The 16,158-nt window shown below is 64.2% G+C and carries 15 protein-coding genes and 3 tRNA genes; all 18 read right to left on the reverse strand.

Annotation, left to right across the window (positions count from 1 at the left end; genetic code table 11):
- Positions 1–14: 14 nt before the first annotated feature.
- Positions 15–1,526: an NADH-quinone oxidoreductase subunit M gene (locus OSH10_RS11545; RefSeq protein ID WP_266331894.1), complete on the reverse strand. Its 1,512-nt coding sequence runs from the start codon at positions 1,524–1,526 to the stop codon at positions 15–17.
- A 10-nt stretch (positions 1,527–1,536) separates the two neighbouring features.
- Positions 1,537–3,615, reverse strand: a complete 2,079-nt coding sequence (gene nuoL, locus OSH10_RS11550; RefSeq protein WP_266331895.1) for an NADH-quinone oxidoreductase subunit L — start codon at positions 3,613–3,615, stop codon at positions 1,537–1,539.
- An 8-nt stretch (positions 3,616–3,623) separates the two neighbouring features.
- A complete protein-coding gene (gene nuoK / locus OSH10_RS11555; RefSeq protein WP_266331896.1) occupies positions 3,624–3,932 on the reverse strand; it encodes an NADH-quinone oxidoreductase subunit NuoK in 309 nt (102 codons plus the stop codon).
- 21 nt (positions 3,933–3,953) lie between these two features.
- Positions 3,954–4,562 (reverse strand): NADH-quinone oxidoreductase subunit J, encoded by a 609-nt coding sequence (locus OSH10_RS11560; protein WP_266331897.1) that lies wholly within the window; start codon positions 4,560–4,562, stop codon positions 3,954–3,956.
- 69 nt (positions 4,563–4,631) lie between these two features.
- Positions 4,632–5,120, reverse strand: a complete 489-nt coding sequence (gene nuoI, locus OSH10_RS11565; RefSeq protein WP_266332368.1) for an NADH-quinone oxidoreductase subunit NuoI — start codon at positions 5,118–5,120, stop codon at positions 4,632–4,634.
- Positions 5,120–6,166 (reverse strand): NADH-quinone oxidoreductase subunit NuoH, encoded by a 1,047-nt coding sequence (gene nuoH / locus OSH10_RS11570; RefSeq protein ID WP_266331898.1) that lies wholly within the window; start codon positions 6,164–6,166, stop codon positions 5,120–5,122. Before nuoH ends, nuoI begins: the two co-directional genes overlap by 1 nt.
- 7 nt (positions 6,167–6,173) lie before the next feature.
- Positions 6,174–8,267 (reverse strand): NADH-quinone oxidoreductase subunit NuoG, encoded by a 2,094-nt coding sequence (nuoG, locus tag OSH10_RS11575; RefSeq protein ID WP_266331899.1) that lies wholly within the window; start codon positions 8,265–8,267, stop codon positions 6,174–6,176.
- Between the two features lie 3 nt (positions 8,268–8,270).
- Positions 8,271–9,578 (reverse strand): NADH-quinone oxidoreductase subunit NuoF, encoded by a 1,308-nt coding sequence (nuoF, locus tag OSH10_RS11580; protein WP_266331900.1) that lies wholly within the window; start codon positions 9,576–9,578, stop codon positions 8,271–8,273.
- An 11-nt stretch (positions 9,579–9,589) separates the two neighbouring features.
- Positions 9,590–10,438 (reverse strand): NADH-quinone oxidoreductase subunit NuoE, encoded by an 849-nt coding sequence (gene nuoE, locus OSH10_RS11585; protein ID WP_266331901.1) that lies wholly within the window; start codon positions 10,436–10,438, stop codon positions 9,590–9,592.
- The gene (locus OSH10_RS11590; protein ID WP_266331902.1) at positions 10,438–11,628 is read right to left on the reverse strand and encodes an NADH-quinone oxidoreductase subunit D; all 1,191 of its coding nucleotides are present in this window, start codon (positions 11,626–11,628) and stop codon (positions 10,438–10,440) included. Before OSH10_RS11590 ends, nuoE begins: the two co-directional genes overlap by 1 nt.
- Positions 11,629–11,635: 7 nt before the next feature.
- Positions 11,636–12,265 (reverse strand): NADH-quinone oxidoreductase subunit C, encoded by a 630-nt coding sequence (locus tag OSH10_RS11595; protein ID WP_266331903.1) that lies wholly within the window; start codon positions 12,263–12,265, stop codon positions 11,636–11,638.
- A gap of 9 nt (positions 12,266–12,274) precedes the next feature.
- Positions 12,275–12,853, reverse strand: coding sequence for a NuoB/complex I 20 kDa subunit family protein (locus OSH10_RS11600; protein WP_266331904.1), 579 nt, complete (start codon positions 12,851–12,853; stop codon positions 12,275–12,277).
- Entirely contained in the window at positions 12,844–13,209 is a 366-nt protein-coding gene (locus OSH10_RS11605) for an NADH-quinone oxidoreductase subunit A (RefSeq protein WP_266331905.1), read from the reverse strand. The genes OSH10_RS11600 and OSH10_RS11605 overlap by 10 nt, the downstream gene beginning before the upstream one ends.
- A gap of 448 nt (positions 13,210–13,657) precedes the next feature.
- Positions 13,658–13,966 carry a hypothetical protein gene (locus tag OSH10_RS11610; RefSeq protein WP_266331906.1) on the reverse strand — a complete coding sequence of 103 codons (309 nt, stop codon included), beginning with the start codon at positions 13,964–13,966 and terminating at the stop codon, positions 13,658–13,660.
- A 195-nt stretch (positions 13,967–14,161) separates the two neighbouring features.
- Positions 14,162–15,190 carry an FUSC family protein gene (locus OSH10_RS11615; RefSeq protein WP_266331907.1) on the reverse strand — a complete coding sequence of 343 codons (1,029 nt, stop codon included), beginning with the start codon at positions 15,188–15,190 and terminating at the stop codon, positions 14,162–14,164.
- 134 nt (positions 15,191–15,324) lie between these two features.
- A tRNA-Asp gene (locus OSH10_RS11620) sits at positions 15,325–15,401 on the reverse strand.
- A 143-nt stretch (positions 15,402–15,544) separates the two neighbouring features.
- Positions 15,545–15,621, reverse strand: a tRNA-Asp gene (locus OSH10_RS11625).
- Between the two features lie 341 nt (positions 15,622–15,962).
- A tRNA-Val gene (locus OSH10_RS11630) sits at positions 15,963–16,038 on the reverse strand.
- Positions 16,039–16,158 lie beyond the last annotated feature (120 nt).

A 16,158-nucleotide genomic window follows, 5' to 3' on the forward strand; every position in this document is an offset into this window, starting at 1 on the left:
TCTGTCCGTGTTCCTCACTGCGCTGCCAGCGCGAGCTTGCCGGCAGCGGAGAGCGCGGCCTGATAGTTGGTGATCAGCTTGTCGACCGCCTGCCCCGTCACGTTGAAGACGGGCGTCGGATAGACGCCGAAGAAGATCGTCAGCACGACCAGCGGAACGAGAATGGCGATCTCGCGACGCGACAGGTCGAACATCGACTTGAGGTTCGCCTTGTCCAGCGCGCCCATGATCACCTTGCGGTAGAGCCACAGGCCGTAGCTGGCCGACAGGATGACGCCGGATGTGGCGAAGGCCGCGACCCAGGTGTTGGCGCGGAAGACGCCGATCAGGACCATGAACTCGCCGACAAAACCGCTGGTGCCCGGCAGGCCGACATTCGCCATGGTGAAGACGAGGAAGGCCGTCGCGTAGAAGGGCATCCGGTTGACGAGGCCACCATAGGCCGCGATCTCGCGGGTGTGCATCCGGTCGTAGATGACGCCGACGCAGAGGAAGAGCGCACCCGACACGATGCCGTGCGACAGCATCTGGAAGATCGCGCCTTCGACGCCCTGGGCGTTCATCGTGAAGATACCCATCGTGACGTAGCCCATGTGGGCGACCGACGAGTAGGCGATCAGCTTCTTCATGTCCGTCTGAACAAGCGCCACCAGCGAGGTGTAGATGATGGCGATGACGGAGAGCGTGTAGATCATCGGCGCGAAATCGGCCGAGGCGATCGGGAACATCGGCAGCGAGAAGCGCAGGAAGCCGTAACCGCCCATCTTCAGCAGCACGCCGGCCAGGATGACCGAGCCTGCCGTCGGCGCCTCGACGTGCGCGTCCGGCAACCAGGTGTGCACCGGCCACATCGGCATCTTCACCGCGAAGGAGGCGAAGAAGGCGAGCCACAGCCAGGTCTGCATCGAGGCCGGGAACTGGTGGTCGAGCAGCGTCGGGATGTCCGTCGTGCCGGCCTGCCAGTACATCGCCATGATGGCGAGCAGCATCAGCACCGAGCCGAGCAGCGTGTAGAGGAAGAACTTGAACGCCGCATAGACGCGCCGCTGTCCACCCCAGACGCCGATGATCAGGAACATCGGGATCAGGCCGGCTTCGAAGAAGACGTAGAACAGGAACAGGTCCATCGCGCAGAACACGCCGATCATCAGCGTTTCGAGCACGAGGAAGGCGATCATGTACTCCTTGAAGCGGAACTTCACGGAGTACTTGGACGCCACGATGCAGGCCGGCATCAGGAAGGTCGTCAGGATGACGAACAGCATGGAGATGCCGTCGACGCCCATCGAATAGGAGATCTTGCCGCCCAGCCATTCGCTGCGCTCGACGAACTGGAAGCCGGCGCTGGAATTGTCGAAGTCGACCCAGATCAGGATCGACACCAGGAAGGTGACGATCGTGGTCCAGAGCGAGATCCAGTAGACGTTGCGCCGCGCCGCGGCGTCGTCGCCGCGGATCAGCAGAAGCAGGAGTGCGCCGACCGTTGGCAGGAAGGTAACGGTCGAGAGGATCGGCCAGTCAGTCATCTAAAACCCCTCAACCCGCAAACATCATCCACGTGACCAGCGCAGCGACGCCGATCAGCATGGCAAAGGCATAATGGTACACGTAGCCGGACTGCAGCCGGATCACCCGGTTGGTGACGTCGACGACGCGCGCCGAGATGCCATCCGGACCCAGGCCGTCGATCACCATCCCGTCGCCCTTCTTCCACAGGAAGCGGCCAAGCGCCCTCACCGGTCGAACGAACAGGAAGTCGTAGATCTCGTCGAAGTACCACTTGTTCAGCAGGAACCGGTAGAGCACCGGCTGCTCCGCCGCGAGGCGCTTCGGCGTCTCGGGCGAGCGGATGTAGAACCAGTAGGCGATCGCGAGGCCGAGCACCATGGCGACGAACGGCGAGTACTTCACGAGCGACGGTACACTGTGCATCTCGTGCAGGATGTGATTGTCCGGATTGGTGAACAGGGAACCCTTCCAGAACTCGGCATATCCCTCGCCGATGAACTGGTTGGCGAAGACCATGCCAGCGAACAGCGCGCCGACCGACAGCACCAGCAGCGGCACGGTCATGACCGGCGGCGACTCGTGCACATGGCTCATGACCTCGGCCGAAGCGCGGGGCTTGCCATGGAAGGTCATGAAGATCAGGCGCCAGGAGTAGAACGAGGTCATCAGCGCGGCGGCGACCGTCAGGACGAAGGCATAGCCGGAGAAGGCGTTGTGACCGACGAAGGCGCTCTCGATGATCGCGTCCTTCGAGTAGTAGCCGGCGGTCAGCGGGAAGCCGGTCAGCGCCAGCGTGCCGATGATCATCGTCCAGTAGGTCAGCGGGATCTTCTTCCGCAGGCCGCCCATGTGGCGCATGTCCTGCTGGCCCGAGACGGCATGGATCACCGAACCCGCGCCGAGGAACAGCAGCGCCTTGAAGAAGGCATGCGTGAACAGATGAAACACGCCCGCGCCATAGGCGCCGACGCCGAGCGCCACGAACATGTAACCGAGCTGCGAACAGGTCGAGTAGGCGATGACGCGCTTGATGTCGTTCTGGACCAGGCCAACGGTGGCGGCGAAGAACGCCGTCGTCGCGCCGAAGAAGGTCACGACCGTCAGTGCCGTGGGCGCCAGGTCGAACAGCGGCGACATGCGGGCGACCATGAACACGCCCGCGGTCACCATGGTGGCGGCGTGAATCAGCGCCGAGACCGGCGTCGGGCCTTCCATCGCGTCCGGCAGCCAGGTGTGCAGCAGGAACTGCGCCGACTTGCCCATCGCACCGATGAACAGAAGGATGCAGATCGCCGTCAGCGCATCGAAGTCCCAGGACAGGAAATGGATCGTCTGGCCGGCGACGCTGCCGGTGTTGGCGAAGATGGTGTCGAACTCGACCGAGCCGAACATCACGAAGATGGCGAAGATGCCGAGCGCGAAGCCGAAATCGCCGACGCGGTTGACGACGAACGCCTTCATCGCGGCGGCATTGGCTGCCGGACGCTTGAACCAGAAGCCGATCAGCAGATAGGAGGCGAGACCGACGCCTTCCCAGCCGAAGAACATCTGGAACAGGTTGTCCGACGTCACCAGCATCAGCATGGCGAAGGTAAAGAGCGACAGATAGGCGAAGAAGCGCGGCCGGTGCTCGTCATGGCTCATGTAGCCGATCGAGTAGAGGTGCACGAGCGACGAGACCGAGGTGACGACGACGAGCATCATCGCGGTCAGCGTGTCGACGCGCAGCGCCCAATCGAAGGAGAGCGTGCCGGAGGTCACCCAGGGCAGCACCTTGATCCGAACCGCCTCGCCTTCCGGCGAACCGATCGTCAGGAAGGCGATCCAGGACAGCACCGCCGAGACCAGCAGCAGGCCGGTGGTGATCAGTTCCGCCGGGCGCGAACCCGGAGCGGCGGCGTGATGGTGATCATGGCCATGATCGTCATGACCATGGTCGCCATGGCCGTGATGGTCATGATCGTGCCCATGCGCCGCATGATCATGATGCGTGTCGACCCCGTCGGCGGGCGCGCCGACCATGGCAGCGCTATAGCTGCCACGGAGCGCGATGATGCCCGCCAGAAAGAAGCCCAGGAGCGGGAGGAAGACGATGGCTGAATACATGGCAGGCCTCAGCCCTTCATCATGTTGATGTCTTCCACCGCGATCGAGCCACGGTTGCGGAAGTAGACGACGAGGATGGCAAGGCCGATGGCCGATTCAGCGGCCGCGACGGTCAAGACCAGGAGCGCGAAGACCTGCCCGACGAGATCGCCCAGGAAGGACGAGAACGCGACGAAGTTGAGATTGACGGCGAGCAGGATGAGCTCGACCGACATCAGGATGACGATCACGTTCTTCCGGTTCAGGAAGATGCCGAAGACGCCGATCGTAAACAGGATCGCCGCGACCGACAGATAATGGGAGAGACCAATTGCCATGGGGTGTTCCTCGTCTCTCGCTCAGATGCCCTTGCCGGGCTCGACGGAGTGCAGTTCGACTTTCTGCGTCCGCGCGACCTGGTCGGCGATGTTCTGCCGCTTGACCCGCGGCTTGTGGCGCAGCGTCAGCACGATGGCGCCGATCATGGCCACCAGCAGCACGAAGCCGGCGATCTGGAAGAAGAAGATGTAGTGGGTATAGAGCAGCCGCCCGATCGCTTCCGTATTGGAAATCTGCGCCATGTCGGGAATGGGCTGGACCGGATTGCCGACGACATCGGGCGCGAAGGCCCAGCCGCTCAGCACGATCAACAGCTCGGCCAGCAACACGACCCCGATCAGTCCGCCGACCGGCAGATACTGAAGGAAGCCCTGGCGCAGTTCCGTTAAATCCACGTCGAGCATCATAACGACGAACAGGAACAGCACCGCGACGGCGCCGACATAGACGACTACCAGCATCATCGCCAGGAACTCCGCACCCAGCATCACGAAGAGGCCGGCCGCGTTGAAGAAGGCGAGGATCAGGAAGAGCACGGAGTGCACGGGATTACGCGACGAGATCACCATCAGCGCCGAGGCGATGGTGATGCCCGAAAACAGATAAAAGAAAATGGTATGCAGGATCATGATCCGTGCCCTCGGACAGCGCGGCAAGCCGCGGCATCCCTCCAAAATTGCGTCGGAACCACACCCCGCCTAGCGGTAGGGTGCGTCCATGCTGATATTCTGCGCGATCTCGCGCTCCCACCGGTCGCCATTCGCGAGAAGCTTTTCCTTGTCGTAGTAGAGCTCCTCGCGCGTTTCCGTCGCGAACTCGAAATTCGGTCCCTCGACGATGGCGTCGACAGGGCATGCTTCCTGGCAGAAGCCGCAATAGATGCACTTCACCATGTCGATGTCGTAACGCGTGGTCCGGCGCGTGCCGTCATTGCGGCGCGGGCCGGCCTCGATCGTGATCGCCTGGGCGGGGCAGATGGCCTCGCACAGCTTGCAGGCGATGCAGCGCTCTTCACCGTTCGGATAGCGGCGCAGCGCGTGCTCGCCGCGGAAGCGCGGGCTCAGCGCCCCCTTCTCGAACGGATAGTTCACGGTCTTCTTCGGCGCAAAGAAATAGCGCATCGCCAGGAAGAAGGCGGACACGAATTCCGTGAGGAAGATCGACTTGGCGGTCTGGTCGAGGCGCATCACGGTGCCCATCCCATGGTCTGCAGAACAACGGCGACCACAACGACCATGCCCAGCGAGATCGGCAGGAATACCTTCCAGCCCAGACGCATCAGTTGGTCGTAGCGGTAGCGCGGCACGAAGGCCTTCACCATCGAGAACATGAAGAAGACCAGGGAGCCCTTCAGCACGAACCAGACGATGCCCGGCACCCAGGTGAAGGGCGCGACGTTCACCGGCGGCAGCCAGCCTCCCAGGAACAGGATGGTCGTCATGGCGGACATCAGGCAGATCGATGCGTACTCGCCGAGCATGAACATCATGTACGGGGTCGAGCCATATTCCGACATGAATCCGGCGACGAGCTCGGATTCCGCTTCGACGAGATCGAAGGGAGGACGGTTGGTTTCCGCCAGCGCCGAGATGAAGAAGATCACGAACATCGGCAGCAGCGCGAGCCAGTACCAGTCAAGGAAGCTTCCCGGCAGGCCGAGCTTGGTCCCGAGACCCGTCTGCTGCGACATGACGATGTCGGTGAGGTTCAGCGAACCGACGCAGAGCAGCACGGTGACGATCACGAAGCCGATCGAGACTTCATAGGAGACCATCTGGGCGGCGGCGCGCAGCGACGACAGGAACGGGTACTTCGAGTTCGAAGCCCAGCCGCCCATGATGACGCCGTACACGCCGAGCGACGAGATCGCCAGCAGGTAGAGCACGCCAACATTGAGGTTGGCGATCACCCAGCCGAAATTGAACGGGATCACCGCCCAGCCCGCAAGCGCCAGCGTCACCGTGACGAGCGGCGCGAGCAGGAAGATGCCCTTGTTGGCGCCGGACGGAATGACCGGTTCCTTCAGGACGAACTTCAGCAGATCCGCGAAGGACTGGAACAGGCCGAACGCGCCGACCACGTTGGGGCCGCGACGCATCTGCACCGCCGCCCAGATCTTGCGGTCGGCAAGCAGGACATAAGCGATGAAGACCAGCAGCAGCACGAGCACAAGCAGGCTCTGCCCGACCATGATCGCGCCCGGGATGAGGTAGTTTTCGACGAAGCCGTTCATTCCCGCCTCACTCCGCAGCAGCGGCAAGCTGGCCGGCCGCGAGCGCCGAGCATTCCGCCATGATGGCGGAGGCGCGTGCGATCGGGTTGGTCAGGTAGAAATCATGGATCGGATTGGCGAAAGCCGCCCAGCCGAGCGAGCCGCCGGCCGAAGCCAGCGCCGCCACGTCGGCCAAATCGCCGGCGCGGACCGTGTCGACAGCCGCGAGATGCGGATGGGCCGCATAGAGCGCCCTGCGCAGTTCGCCGAGCGAGTCGAAGGGCAGCCTGTGGCCGAGCACGTCGGACAGGGCGCGAAGAATGGCCCAGTCCTCGCGCGCGTCGCCGGGCGGGAAGCCGGCCCGGTTGGCGATCTGCACGCGGCCCTCGGTGTTGACGAAAGTGCCGGACTTCTCGGTATAGGCCGCTCCCGGCAGGATGACGTCGGCGCGGTGCGCGCCAGCGTCGCCATGGGTGCCGATATAGACGACGAAGGCCGAGCCGAGGCTCGTGGTGTCGATCTCGTCGGCGCCGAGCAGGAAGAGCACGTCGAGCGCGCCCTGCCCTGCGGCGGAAACCATGCCGGCGACATCGAGCCCGCCTTCCGCCGGCACGAAGCCGACGTCGAGGGCGCCAACGCGCGAAGCGGCGGTGTGCAGCACGGCGAGGCCGTTCCAGCCTTCGTCACGACCCGGAGCCGACGCAATGGCAGCGGCCGCGGCCAGCACGGCCTTGCCGTCGTCGCGGGCCAGAGCGCCCTGCCCGACGATGATGATCGGCCGCTTGGCGTTGGCGAGGATCTCGCCGAACGCGCCCTTGCCGGCAGCGATCTCGCCGAGGGTTTCGGGACCGGCGCCGAGGTAGTCATGCGGATAGGTCAGGTCGACATGCTCGCCGACGACGCCGATGCGCACATTGCCGGCGCGCCAGCGCTTGCGGATGCGGGCGTTCAGCACCGACGCTTCCTTGCGCGGATTGGCGCCGACGATAAGGATCGCGTCCGCCTGCTCGATGCCGGCAATGGTCGGGTTGAACAGGTAGCTCGCACGGCCAAGCGCCGGATCGAGCTTCGCGCCATCCTGGCGGGCGTCAAGATTGGAGGAGCCCAGCGAACCGATCAGCGCCTTCAGAGCATAAAGCTCTTCGACGGCGGCCAGATCACCGGCGATCGCGCCGATCTTCGAACCCGACGTCGCATTGACGCGGTCGGCGATGGCAGCGAAGGCCTCCGCCCAGGAAACCGGCTTCAGGCGACCGTCGACGCGCAGATACGGACGGTCGAGACGCTGCGTGCGCAGGCCGTCCCAGATGAAGCGCGTCTTGTCCGAAATCCACTCTTCATTCACCGCCTCGTTGAGGCGGGGCAGCACGCGCATCACTTCGCGGCCGCGCGTATCGACGCGGATGTTCGAACCGACCGCGTCCATGACGTCGATCGACTCGGTCTTGGTCAGTTCCCAGGGACGGGCCTGGAAGGCATAGGGCTTGGAGGTCAGCGCGCCGACCGGGCAAAGGTCGATGACGTTGCCCTGCAGTTCCGACGAAAGCGCCTTCTCGAGATAGGTCGTGATCTCGGCGTCCTCGCCACGGCCGATCAGGCCGAGCTCGGAGATGCCGGCGACTTCCGTGGTGAAGCGGACGCAACGCGTGCAGTGGATGCAGCGGTTCATCGACGTCTTCACGAGCGGGCCGATATGCTTGTCTTCGACGGCGCGCTTGTTCTCGGCGAAACGGTTCTTGTCGACGCCATAGGCCATGGCCTGGTCCTGGAGATCGCACTCGCCGCCCTGATCGCAGATCGGGCAATCCAGCGGGTGGTTGATCAGCAGGAACTCCATCACGCCTTCGCGTGCCTTCTTCACCATGGGCGACTTGGTGAGCATGACCGGCGGCTCGCCGTTCGGGCCCGGACGCAGGTCGCGCACGTTCATGGCGCAGGAAGCGGTCGGCTTCGGCGGTCCGCCCTTCACCTCGACAAGGCACATGCGGCAATTGCCGGCGATCGACAGACGCTCGTGGAAGCAGAAACGCGGCACTTCGGCGCCCGCGGCTTCCGCCGCCTGCAGCAGCGTGTAGTCCGGCGGAACGTCGACTTCGATGCCGTCAACGATGATCTTGGCCATGATTTACTCCGCCGCTTCCATCATCTGCCGTTCGACCGGCCTGGGGTTGCGGGAATAGAGGTCGATCCGCTCCTCGATCTCATGCCGGAAATGCCGGATCAGGCCCTGGATGGGCCATGCCGCGGCGTCGCCGAGCGCGCAGATCGTGTGGCCTTCGACCTGGGTCGTGACCTGGAGGAGCATATCGATTTCGCGCTTCTCAGCTTCGCCGCGCGCCATGCGGTCGATCACGCGCCACATCCAGCCGGTACCTTCGCGGCATGGCGTGCACTGGCCGCAGCTCTCATGCTTGAAGAAGTACGCGATGCGGGCGATGGCGCGGATGACGTCGGTCGACTTATCCATGACGAGCACGCCGGCCGTGCCGAAGCTCGACTTCACGGCGCGGGTGCCGTCGAAGTCCATGATCAGGTCTTCGCACTGGTCGGCCGGGATGATCGGGCAGGAAGCGCCGCCGGGGATGATCGCCTTCAGATTGTCCCAGCCGCCGCGAATGCCGCCGCCGTGCTTCTCGATCAATTCCTTGAACGGGATGCCCATCGCCTCTTCGACGATGCAGGGGGTGTTCACATGGCCGGAAATGCCGAACAGCTTGGTGCCGACATTGTTGGCGCGGCCGATCGACGAGAACCAGGCGGGACCGCGACGCAGGATGGTGGGCGCAACCGCGATGCTCTCGACGTTGTTGACCGTCGTCGGGCAGCCATAGAGGCCAACATTCGCCGGGAACGGCGGCTTGAGGCGCGGCTGGCCCTTCTTGCCCTCAAGGCTTTCGAGCAGAGCCGTCTCTTCGCCGCAGATATAAGCGCCGGCGCCATGGGCGACATAGATGTCCATGTCCCAGCCATGGACGTTGTTCTTGCCGATCAGGCGGGCGTCATAGGCCTGGTCGATGGCGGCCTGCAGATGCTCGCGCTCGCGGATGAATTCGCCGCGCACGTAGATGTAGGCGGCATGCGCGCCCATCGCGAAGCCGGCGATCAGCGCGCCTTCGACGAGGTGATGCGGGTCATGGCGCAGGATCTCGCGATCCTTGCAGGTGCCCGGCTCGGATTCGTCGGCGTTGATGACGAGGTAATGCGGCCGGCCGTCGTTCTGCTTGGGCATGAACGACCATTTCAGGCCGGTCGGGAAACCGGCCCCGCCACGGCCGCGCAGGCCCGAGGCCTTCATCTGGTCGACGATCCAGTCGCGACCAGCCTCGAGGATGGTCTTGGTGCCATCCCACGAACCGCGCTTCAGCGCGCCCTGCAGGCCCCAGTCATGATGACCGTAGATATTCGTGAAGATGCGGTCTTTGTCCGAAAGCATCGTCCGCCCCTCTACTCTTTCTTGGCCGCATCCGGGCGGACCGAAGGGTCCGAAGCCGGCACGGTCTGCTTGACCTGATCGGGAACCTTTTCCTTGTCGGCCTCGCCCTGCGCCTTGACGGCGGGAGCGGCGGGAGCCTCGGCAGGAGCAGGATTGGCGGCGGCTCGCGCAGCCTCCTCGGCGGCGGCCGCGCGAGCGGCGATCGCTTCGCGCGCGGCCGCCAAGCCAGCGCCCTGCCCGACCATCGAACCGTCATAGAGCTCGGGGGTCGTCAGCGCGCGGAAGCCGCCCACGGGCGCCGAGTGGTGGCGCTCGATCTGCGGACCCGGCTTGATCGGCCGGTCGGCCTGGATGTCGTCGATCAGCTTGTCGAGGGTCTCGACAGTCAGATCCTCATAGGTATCAGGGACGATCTGCAGCATCGGAGCGTTCACGCAGGCGCCGAGGCACTCGACCTCTTCCCACGACAGATTGCCATCGGCCGAGACGTGGAACGGCTCGGGATGGATGCGCTCGCGACACCGGTCGATCAGCTTGTTGGCGCCCCGCAGCATGCAGGGGGTGGTGCCGCAGACCTGGATGTGCGCCTTCTTGCCGACCGGGGCCAGCAGGAACATCGTGTAGAAGGTGGCAACCTCGAGGACGCGAATGTAGGGCATGTCGAGGAACTCGCCGACCCAACGGATCGCCGGTTCGGAGACCCAACCCTCTTGCTCCTGGATACGCCAGAGCAGCGGAATGACGGCCGAAGCCTGCTTCCCTTCCGGGAACTTCAGCAACTGCTTTTCAGCCCAGGCCAGATTGTCCGGCGAGATGGCGAAGCTTTGCGGCTGCTCGGATGCGAGACGACGTACGGACATTAGCGGTCAACCTCTCCGAACACGATATCGATGGAGCCCAGCACCGCGGAGACGTCGGCCAGCATGTGGCCGCGGCACAGGAAGTCCATCGACTGGAGATGTGCGAATCCCGGAGCGCGGATCTTGCAGCGGTATGGCTTGTTCGAGCCGTCCGCCACAAGATAGACGCCGAATTCGCCCTTCGGCGCCTCGACAGCCGCATACACCTCGCCGGCGGGCACGTGGTAGCCCTCGGTGTAGAGCTTGAAGTGATGAATCAGCGCTTCCATCGAGCGCTTCATCTCGCCGCGCTTCGGCGGAACGATCTTGTTGTCGGTGTAGGAGACCGGGCCGGTCTTCTCGGTACCCAGCAGGCGCTTCACGCACTGCTTCATGATCCGGATCGACTCGCGCATTTCCGCCATGCGGACGAGATAGCGATCATAATTGTCGCCATGCACCCCGGTCGGGATATCGAATTCGAGTTCCGAATAGCACTCGTAGGGCTGCGAACGGCGCAGATCCCAGGCGGCGCCCGTGCCGCGGATCAGCACACCGGAATAGCCCCACTTCCAGGCTTCTTCCTGCGTCAGCACGCCGATATCGACATTGCGCTGCTTGAAGATGCGGTTGCCCGTGACGAGACGATCCAGATCGTCGAGCCGCCGCAGATAAGGATCGCAGAAATCGCCGATGTCGCGGACAAGCTGCTCGGGGATGTCCTGGTGAACGCCACCCGGCCGGAAATACGCGGCGTGCATCCGCGAGCCGGACGCGCGCTCGTAGAAGATCATCAGCTTCTCGCGTTCCTCGAACCCCCAGAGCGGCGGCGTCAGCGCGCCGCAGTCCATCGCCCAGGTCGTCACATTCAGGATGTGCGACAGGAGACGGCCCATCTCGGAGAAGAGAACACGGATCAGCTGGCCGCGCTTCGGCACTTCGATCTCGAGCATCTTCTCGACGGCGAGCGCGAAGGCATGTTCCTGATTCATCGGCGCGGCGTAGTCGAGCCGGTCGAAATAAGGCACAGCCTGAAGATAGGTCTTGGTCTCGATCAGCTTCTCGGTGCCGCGATGCAGCAGGCCGATATGCGGATCAACGCGATCGACGATTTCACCATCGAGTTCCAGCACCAGACGCAACACACCGTGCGCGGAAGGATGCTCGGGACCGAAGTTGATATTGAATGGACGAACCTGGGCTTCTGCCATGGGTGCCTCAGCTCGGCTTCTGTTCGGGCTTGGGAGCTTCCTTGGCCTTCTCATCGCCCGGCAGCACGTAGTCCGTGCCTTCCCAGGGGGAGAGGAAGTCAAAGTCGCGGAATTCCTGCGTCAGCTTCACGGGCTCGTACACGACGCGCTTCTGCTGGTCGTCGTAGCGAACCTCGACATAGCCCGTCAGCGGGAAATCCTTGCGCAGCGGATGCCCTTCGAAGCCGTAATCGGTGAGCAGGCGCCGCAGGTCCGGGTGACCGGTGAACAGGATGCCGTACATGTCATAGGCTTCGCGCTCGAACCAGTCCGCGCCCGGAAGCACCGAGGTGATCGAGCGAACCGGGGTGACGTCATCCGTCTCGAGCTTCAGCCGGATGCGCAGGTTCCGCGTCGGGCTCAGCAGGTGGTAGACGACGTCGAAACGCATCTCGCGCTGCGGGTAGTCGACACCGCAGACATCGATGATGCTGATGAAGCCGGTATTCGCATCGCGCTGCAGCCAGGTGACGAGATCGAGGATCGCGTCGCGCTGGACGGTGACGGTGAGCTCGCCATAGGCGACCTCGAAGCCGATCACATCGCCGGCGCGCTGCGCGACGATGTAGTCACCGAGCTCTTTGAGGGTCTCTTCCATGCTGTACCTTCAGCGCTCGATAGTGCCGGTGCGGCGGATCTTCTTCTGCAGCAGCAGAACGCCATAGAGCAGCGCCTCGGCCGTCGGCGGACAGCCCGGAACGTAGATATCGACGGGCACGACACGGTCGCAGCCGCGCACCACCGAATAGGAATAGTGGTAGTAACCGCCGCCATTGGCACAGCTGCCCATCGAGATGACGTAGCGCGGCTCCGGCATCTGGTCGTAGACCTTGCGGAGCGCGGGGGCCATCTTGTTGGTCAAGGTACCGGCGACGATCATCACGTCCGACTGGCGCGGCGAGCCACGCGGCGCGAAGCCGAAGCGCTCGACGTCGTAGCGCGGCATCGAGACCTGCATCATCTCGACGGCGCAGCAGGCGAGGCCGAACTGCATCCACATCAGCGAGCCGGTACGGGCCCAGGTGATCAGGTCGTCGGCGGCGGCGACCAGAAAGCCCTTGTCGGCCAGCTCGTTGTTGACGTCCATGAAAAAGGGATCGTCATGGCCCAGCGGGCGGCCCGACGCATCGACAAGCCCCTTGGGCCGCTGCGCGACCTGGGTGCCAGAGGTTCCGCTCAATCCCATTCGAGCGCTCCCTTCTTCCATTCGTAGATGAAGCCGATCGTGAGCACGGCCAGGAAGCTCATCATCGACCAGAAGCCGAACCAGCCGAGATCGCCGAACACGACGGCCCAGGGGAACAGGAAGGCGACTTCGAGATCAAAGATGATGAACAGAATTGCGACGAGATAGAACCGGACGTCGAACTTCATGCGCGCATCGTCGAAGGCGTTGAAGCCGCACTCATAGGCGGAGAGCTTCTCGGGATCCGGATTGCGATAGGCGACAAGGAACGGTGAAATCAGCAGCGCCAGACCGATCACGAGGGCGATCCCGAGGAACACGACGATCGGAAGGTATTCGCGCAACAGGTCTTCCATGAATCCGGCTCCGTTGCTCCATCCCCGGGCAGCCGCGCCGCCGCCTTCGGATGGTGCGGCGCAAAAAGGCCGCCAAGCGTTTCACTCAACTACGATATCGGCCGGCCGCGAAAAGGCGGCGATCCGCCGGGGCGGCGGTCGAAACATGAGGCGAGGCTTATCGGAGGCGAACAGACGTGGCAAGCCCCAAGCCCGCTCGGAGGAAGCGCCCTGGAGCCCTACCCTAGCGCATCCCGGCCGAAAACCGGCAAAAATTAGAACTGGAGAAATGAAAGCAATGAGGCGTGCGGCGAGATGTCCCGCCGAAAGGCACGGAAAGCGCCCGATTGCCGGTGGAAACCGGCAGTTCACCATAAGGGCGGCTTTCATTAAAAATGGGGACGAATCGCCCCCATTTTTCTCAGCCTGTGCTTCCGCGGAGACGATCCCGCACGGGATGCCGGTGCGGCTATCGCGCGCCGGAAACCTGATTCTTCAACATGCCGACAATGGCGGTCAGGATCGCGCCACCGGCGCCGCCCCCCACAATGTCCGTGACGATCTTGCCGATGTCCATGCCGGCCATAGCGGCACCCGCGTCCGGCGCCGCGCCGCCCATCAGTGCCTGCAGGATCTGTCCCAGAATGATGCCGCCGACGCCCCCGGCGATCGAGTTCCCGGTCGTCCCGAGGCTCTTCTCCTTGAGCGCCGCGCCGGCCGCGTTGCCGCCAATCAAGCCGGCAACCACCTGGATGATCAAAGGCAGTAGAGTTTCCATGAGAACCCCCTGATATGCCGACCGGATTCGAATCATTGGTGACCGAGGCCAGCAACAGGATGATAAACTTGTCACGGCTCTCGATCTAATCCTATCGTCATTGCGCCGCAGCATAAGTATTCGCCGCGGCGAGGCATGCAGGTGGCGGCGGCGCGGCGGAAATCAACATGGCGGTCGCCCGAGCGAAGTCCGCCATCACCCATTCTTGCTCGGAAGGCCGCTCTCGGTCCGCGTCGGCGCGGCCCCGGCCGGCGTCGTCGCGCCGACTGGCAGCAGGCCGATGGCGATGACGGCGACACACAGGCCTCCGACCGTCAGCAAAACCCGGTCGACGGCCACGGGAAGCGGATGCGCCGCAGGCCCCAGGTCGAAGGCGAGTGCGACGGCCGTCAGGCAAAAGGTCCACGCGCCATAGCGCTTGGCCCCGATCGTCAGCATGGCGAATACCAGCCCGCCCACGAGCAACGCTTGCAGCCAGGCGGCGCTGGCCCAGCCGAGGATCAATCCGCCCGCCGCCGCGCCCAGCAGGCTGCCCATGCCGCGCTGCTTCATGCGGCGCAGGGTCTCGGCCCGCGTCGGCTTGAGAACGCGCAGCGCCGCAGCCGGCAGCCATCCCGGATGGGAGCTTGGCACGAAGACTGCCGCCAGCGCGCCGAGCAGGCTCGTCGCCGCTGCAACGCCGAGAAAGCGCGTAGCAGCCGCCTCCCCGCTTGCCTTGGGAGCAGGCTTCGCCGGCGCCTTGGGAAGCACGACGGCCGCGATGAGGCCGCCCCACAGAGCGCCAGCGAGGAAGAGCCCGCCATAGATCAGCGCTCCGCCCGCCGGCATCTGCCCGACCGCCAGAAAGAAGGCCAGCGCACCCAATGCCACCGGCAGGCGCAGCGGGCCACCCTGGAGCTCGGCGGCAGCCTGAGCGAGCGCGGCCAGAACGGCGACGATGAAGAAGGCGGGGCTGCCGAGCGCAATGCTCGCGCCAAGGCCGGCGAAGAAGCTCAGGACAAGCGCCGAGGCCGCGAGTGTCGCAAACGGCCGGACAAGCGGCACGGTCGGGAAAGAAACAATCAGCAGGTACGCGCCAAAAGCGGCAACCGAACCGTTCGCGGCCTCGCCCACGGCGATGCCAACGGCCCATGGCGCCACCACGGCGAGAGCCAGCAGGAGCGCGCGCAGGATCCTGACAGGATCGAGACGCGGAGGTGGCAGGACGGCGTCAATCGAGGTCATCGGCGGCGCACTCTTCGCAAAGAAGACTCCGCGCATTCATAGAGGCAAAGGAAAGTTACGCAACCGGCGCGCGAGTGAAACGCGGCGGCGAATGACGCCCGGTCCAGAACACATCGATGGAGACTGGGAGAGAATGGCGGGAGTGACGGGGCTCGAACCCGCGACCTCCGGCGTGACAGGCCGGCGCTCTAACCAACTGAGCTACACCCCCGCGGGTGCCCCTTTCGGGTCGACACGGCCTTGGCCGCATCGTGCAGAAGAACCGGAAGCGCATCGAACCCGTGAGGTCCGTGACGGCTTCCAATTCATGTCCAGCCCATGGATGCATTGCAATCCGGGGCTCGGTAGAATGAATGGCGGGAGTGACGGGGCTCGAACCCGCGACCTCCGGCGTGACAGGCCGGCGCTCTAACCAACTGAGCTACACCCCCGCTGGGGTCCCCTTCCGGGGGCGCCGCAGCTCGTCGCCGCGTCGTGTTGAGCGCTGAAGTACGGTACCGACCTATCCAAGTCAAGCACGCGATCCAGCGGTATTGTGGAAAACCGGATAAGCCGGCGAAAACCGCTGGAACCGGCCAAAACGGCCCTTCCCTAACTGTTTACCCAGACGGTTCACGCGCACGAAGCCGCGCGTATCCCGCCAGCCACCATCGGACCGCATAGGGCGCAAATCGACACAGGGGCTCCAGGAAGTGATTGAGCCCAACAGGGAGATCAAAGCAGGGAAGAAGGGAGAGGGGCGCAGGAGGCCGGCGCGCGTGGCGCGGAGGCGTGGTGGGCGATGAGAGACTCGAACTCCCGACATCCTCGGTGTAAACGAGGCGCTCTACCAACTGAGCTAATCGCCCGCAGTGTCCTGCAGCGCCGAGACGTGTAGGCGAAAAGCGCCCTGCCTTACAAGTCCGGAAATCGAGCCTTTGCGTTGCACGCACAAAATAAAACGGCCTCGCGCCGGAAGCGCAAGGCCG

Origin of the sequence: Kaistia defluvii (genome assembly GCF_026343955.1) — a bacterium.
Taxonomy (GTDB): Bacteria; Pseudomonadota; Alphaproteobacteria; order Rhizobiales; family Kaistiaceae; genus Kaistia; species Kaistia defluvii.

Bases quoted from the DNA above. Each gene is read 5' to 3' on its own strand.
- OSH10_RS11600 (WP_266331904.1), bottom strand. From the start codon at position 12,853: ATGGGATTGAGCGGAACCTCTGGCACCCAGGTCGCGCAGCGGCCCAAG.
- nuoG (WP_266331899.1), bottom strand. From the start codon at position 8,267: ATGGCCAAGATCATCGTTGACGGCATCGAAGTCGACGTTCCGCCGGAC.
- nuoL (WP_266331895.1), bottom strand. From the start codon at position 3,615: ATGTATTCAGCCATCGTCTTCCTCCCGCTCCTGGGCTTCTTTCTGGCG.
- OSH10_RS11560 (WP_266331897.1), bottom strand. From the start codon at position 4,562: ATGATCCTGCATACCATTTTCTTTTATCTGTTTTCGGGCATCACCATC.
- OSH10_RS11605 (WP_266331905.1), bottom strand. From the start codon at position 13,209: ATGGAAGACCTGTTGCGCGAATACCTTCCGATCGTCGTGTTCCTCGGG.
- nuoF (WP_266331900.1), bottom strand. From the start codon at position 9,578: ATGCTTTCGGACAAAGACCGCATCTTCACGAATATCTACGGTCATCAT.
- OSH10_RS11610 (WP_266331906.1), bottom strand. From the start codon at position 13,966: ATGGAAACTCTACTGCCTTTGATCATCCAGGTGGTTGCCGGCTTGATT.
- OSH10_RS11595 (WP_266331903.1), bottom strand. From the start codon at position 12,265: ATGGAAGAGACCCTCAAAGAGCTCGGTGACTACATCGTCGCGCAGCGC.
- nuoI (WP_266332368.1), bottom strand. From the start codon at position 5,120: ATGCGCCTCGACCAGACCGCCAAGTCGATCTTCCTCACGGAATTCGTG.
- OSH10_RS11615 (WP_266331907.1), bottom strand. From the start codon at position 15,190: ATGACCTCGATTGACGCCGTCCTGCCACCTCCGCGTCTCGATCCTGTC.
- OSH10_RS11545 (WP_266331894.1), bottom strand. From the start codon at position 1,526: ATGACTGACTGGCCGATCCTCTCGACCGTTACCTTCCTGCCAACGGTC.
- nuoE (WP_266331901.1), bottom strand. From the start codon at position 10,438: ATGTCCGTACGTCGTCTCGCATCCGAGCAGCCGCAAAGCTTCGCCATC.
- nuoH (WP_266331898.1), bottom strand. From the start codon at position 6,166: ATGAACGGCTTCGTCGAAAACTACCTCATCCCGGGCGCGATCATGGTC.
- nuoK (WP_266331896.1), bottom strand. From the start codon at position 3,932: ATGGCAATTGGTCTCTCCCATTATCTGTCGGTCGCGGCGATCCTGTTT.
- OSH10_RS11590 (WP_266331902.1), bottom strand. From the start codon at position 11,628: ATGGCAGAAGCCCAGGTTCGTCCATTCAATATCAACTTCGGTCCCGAG.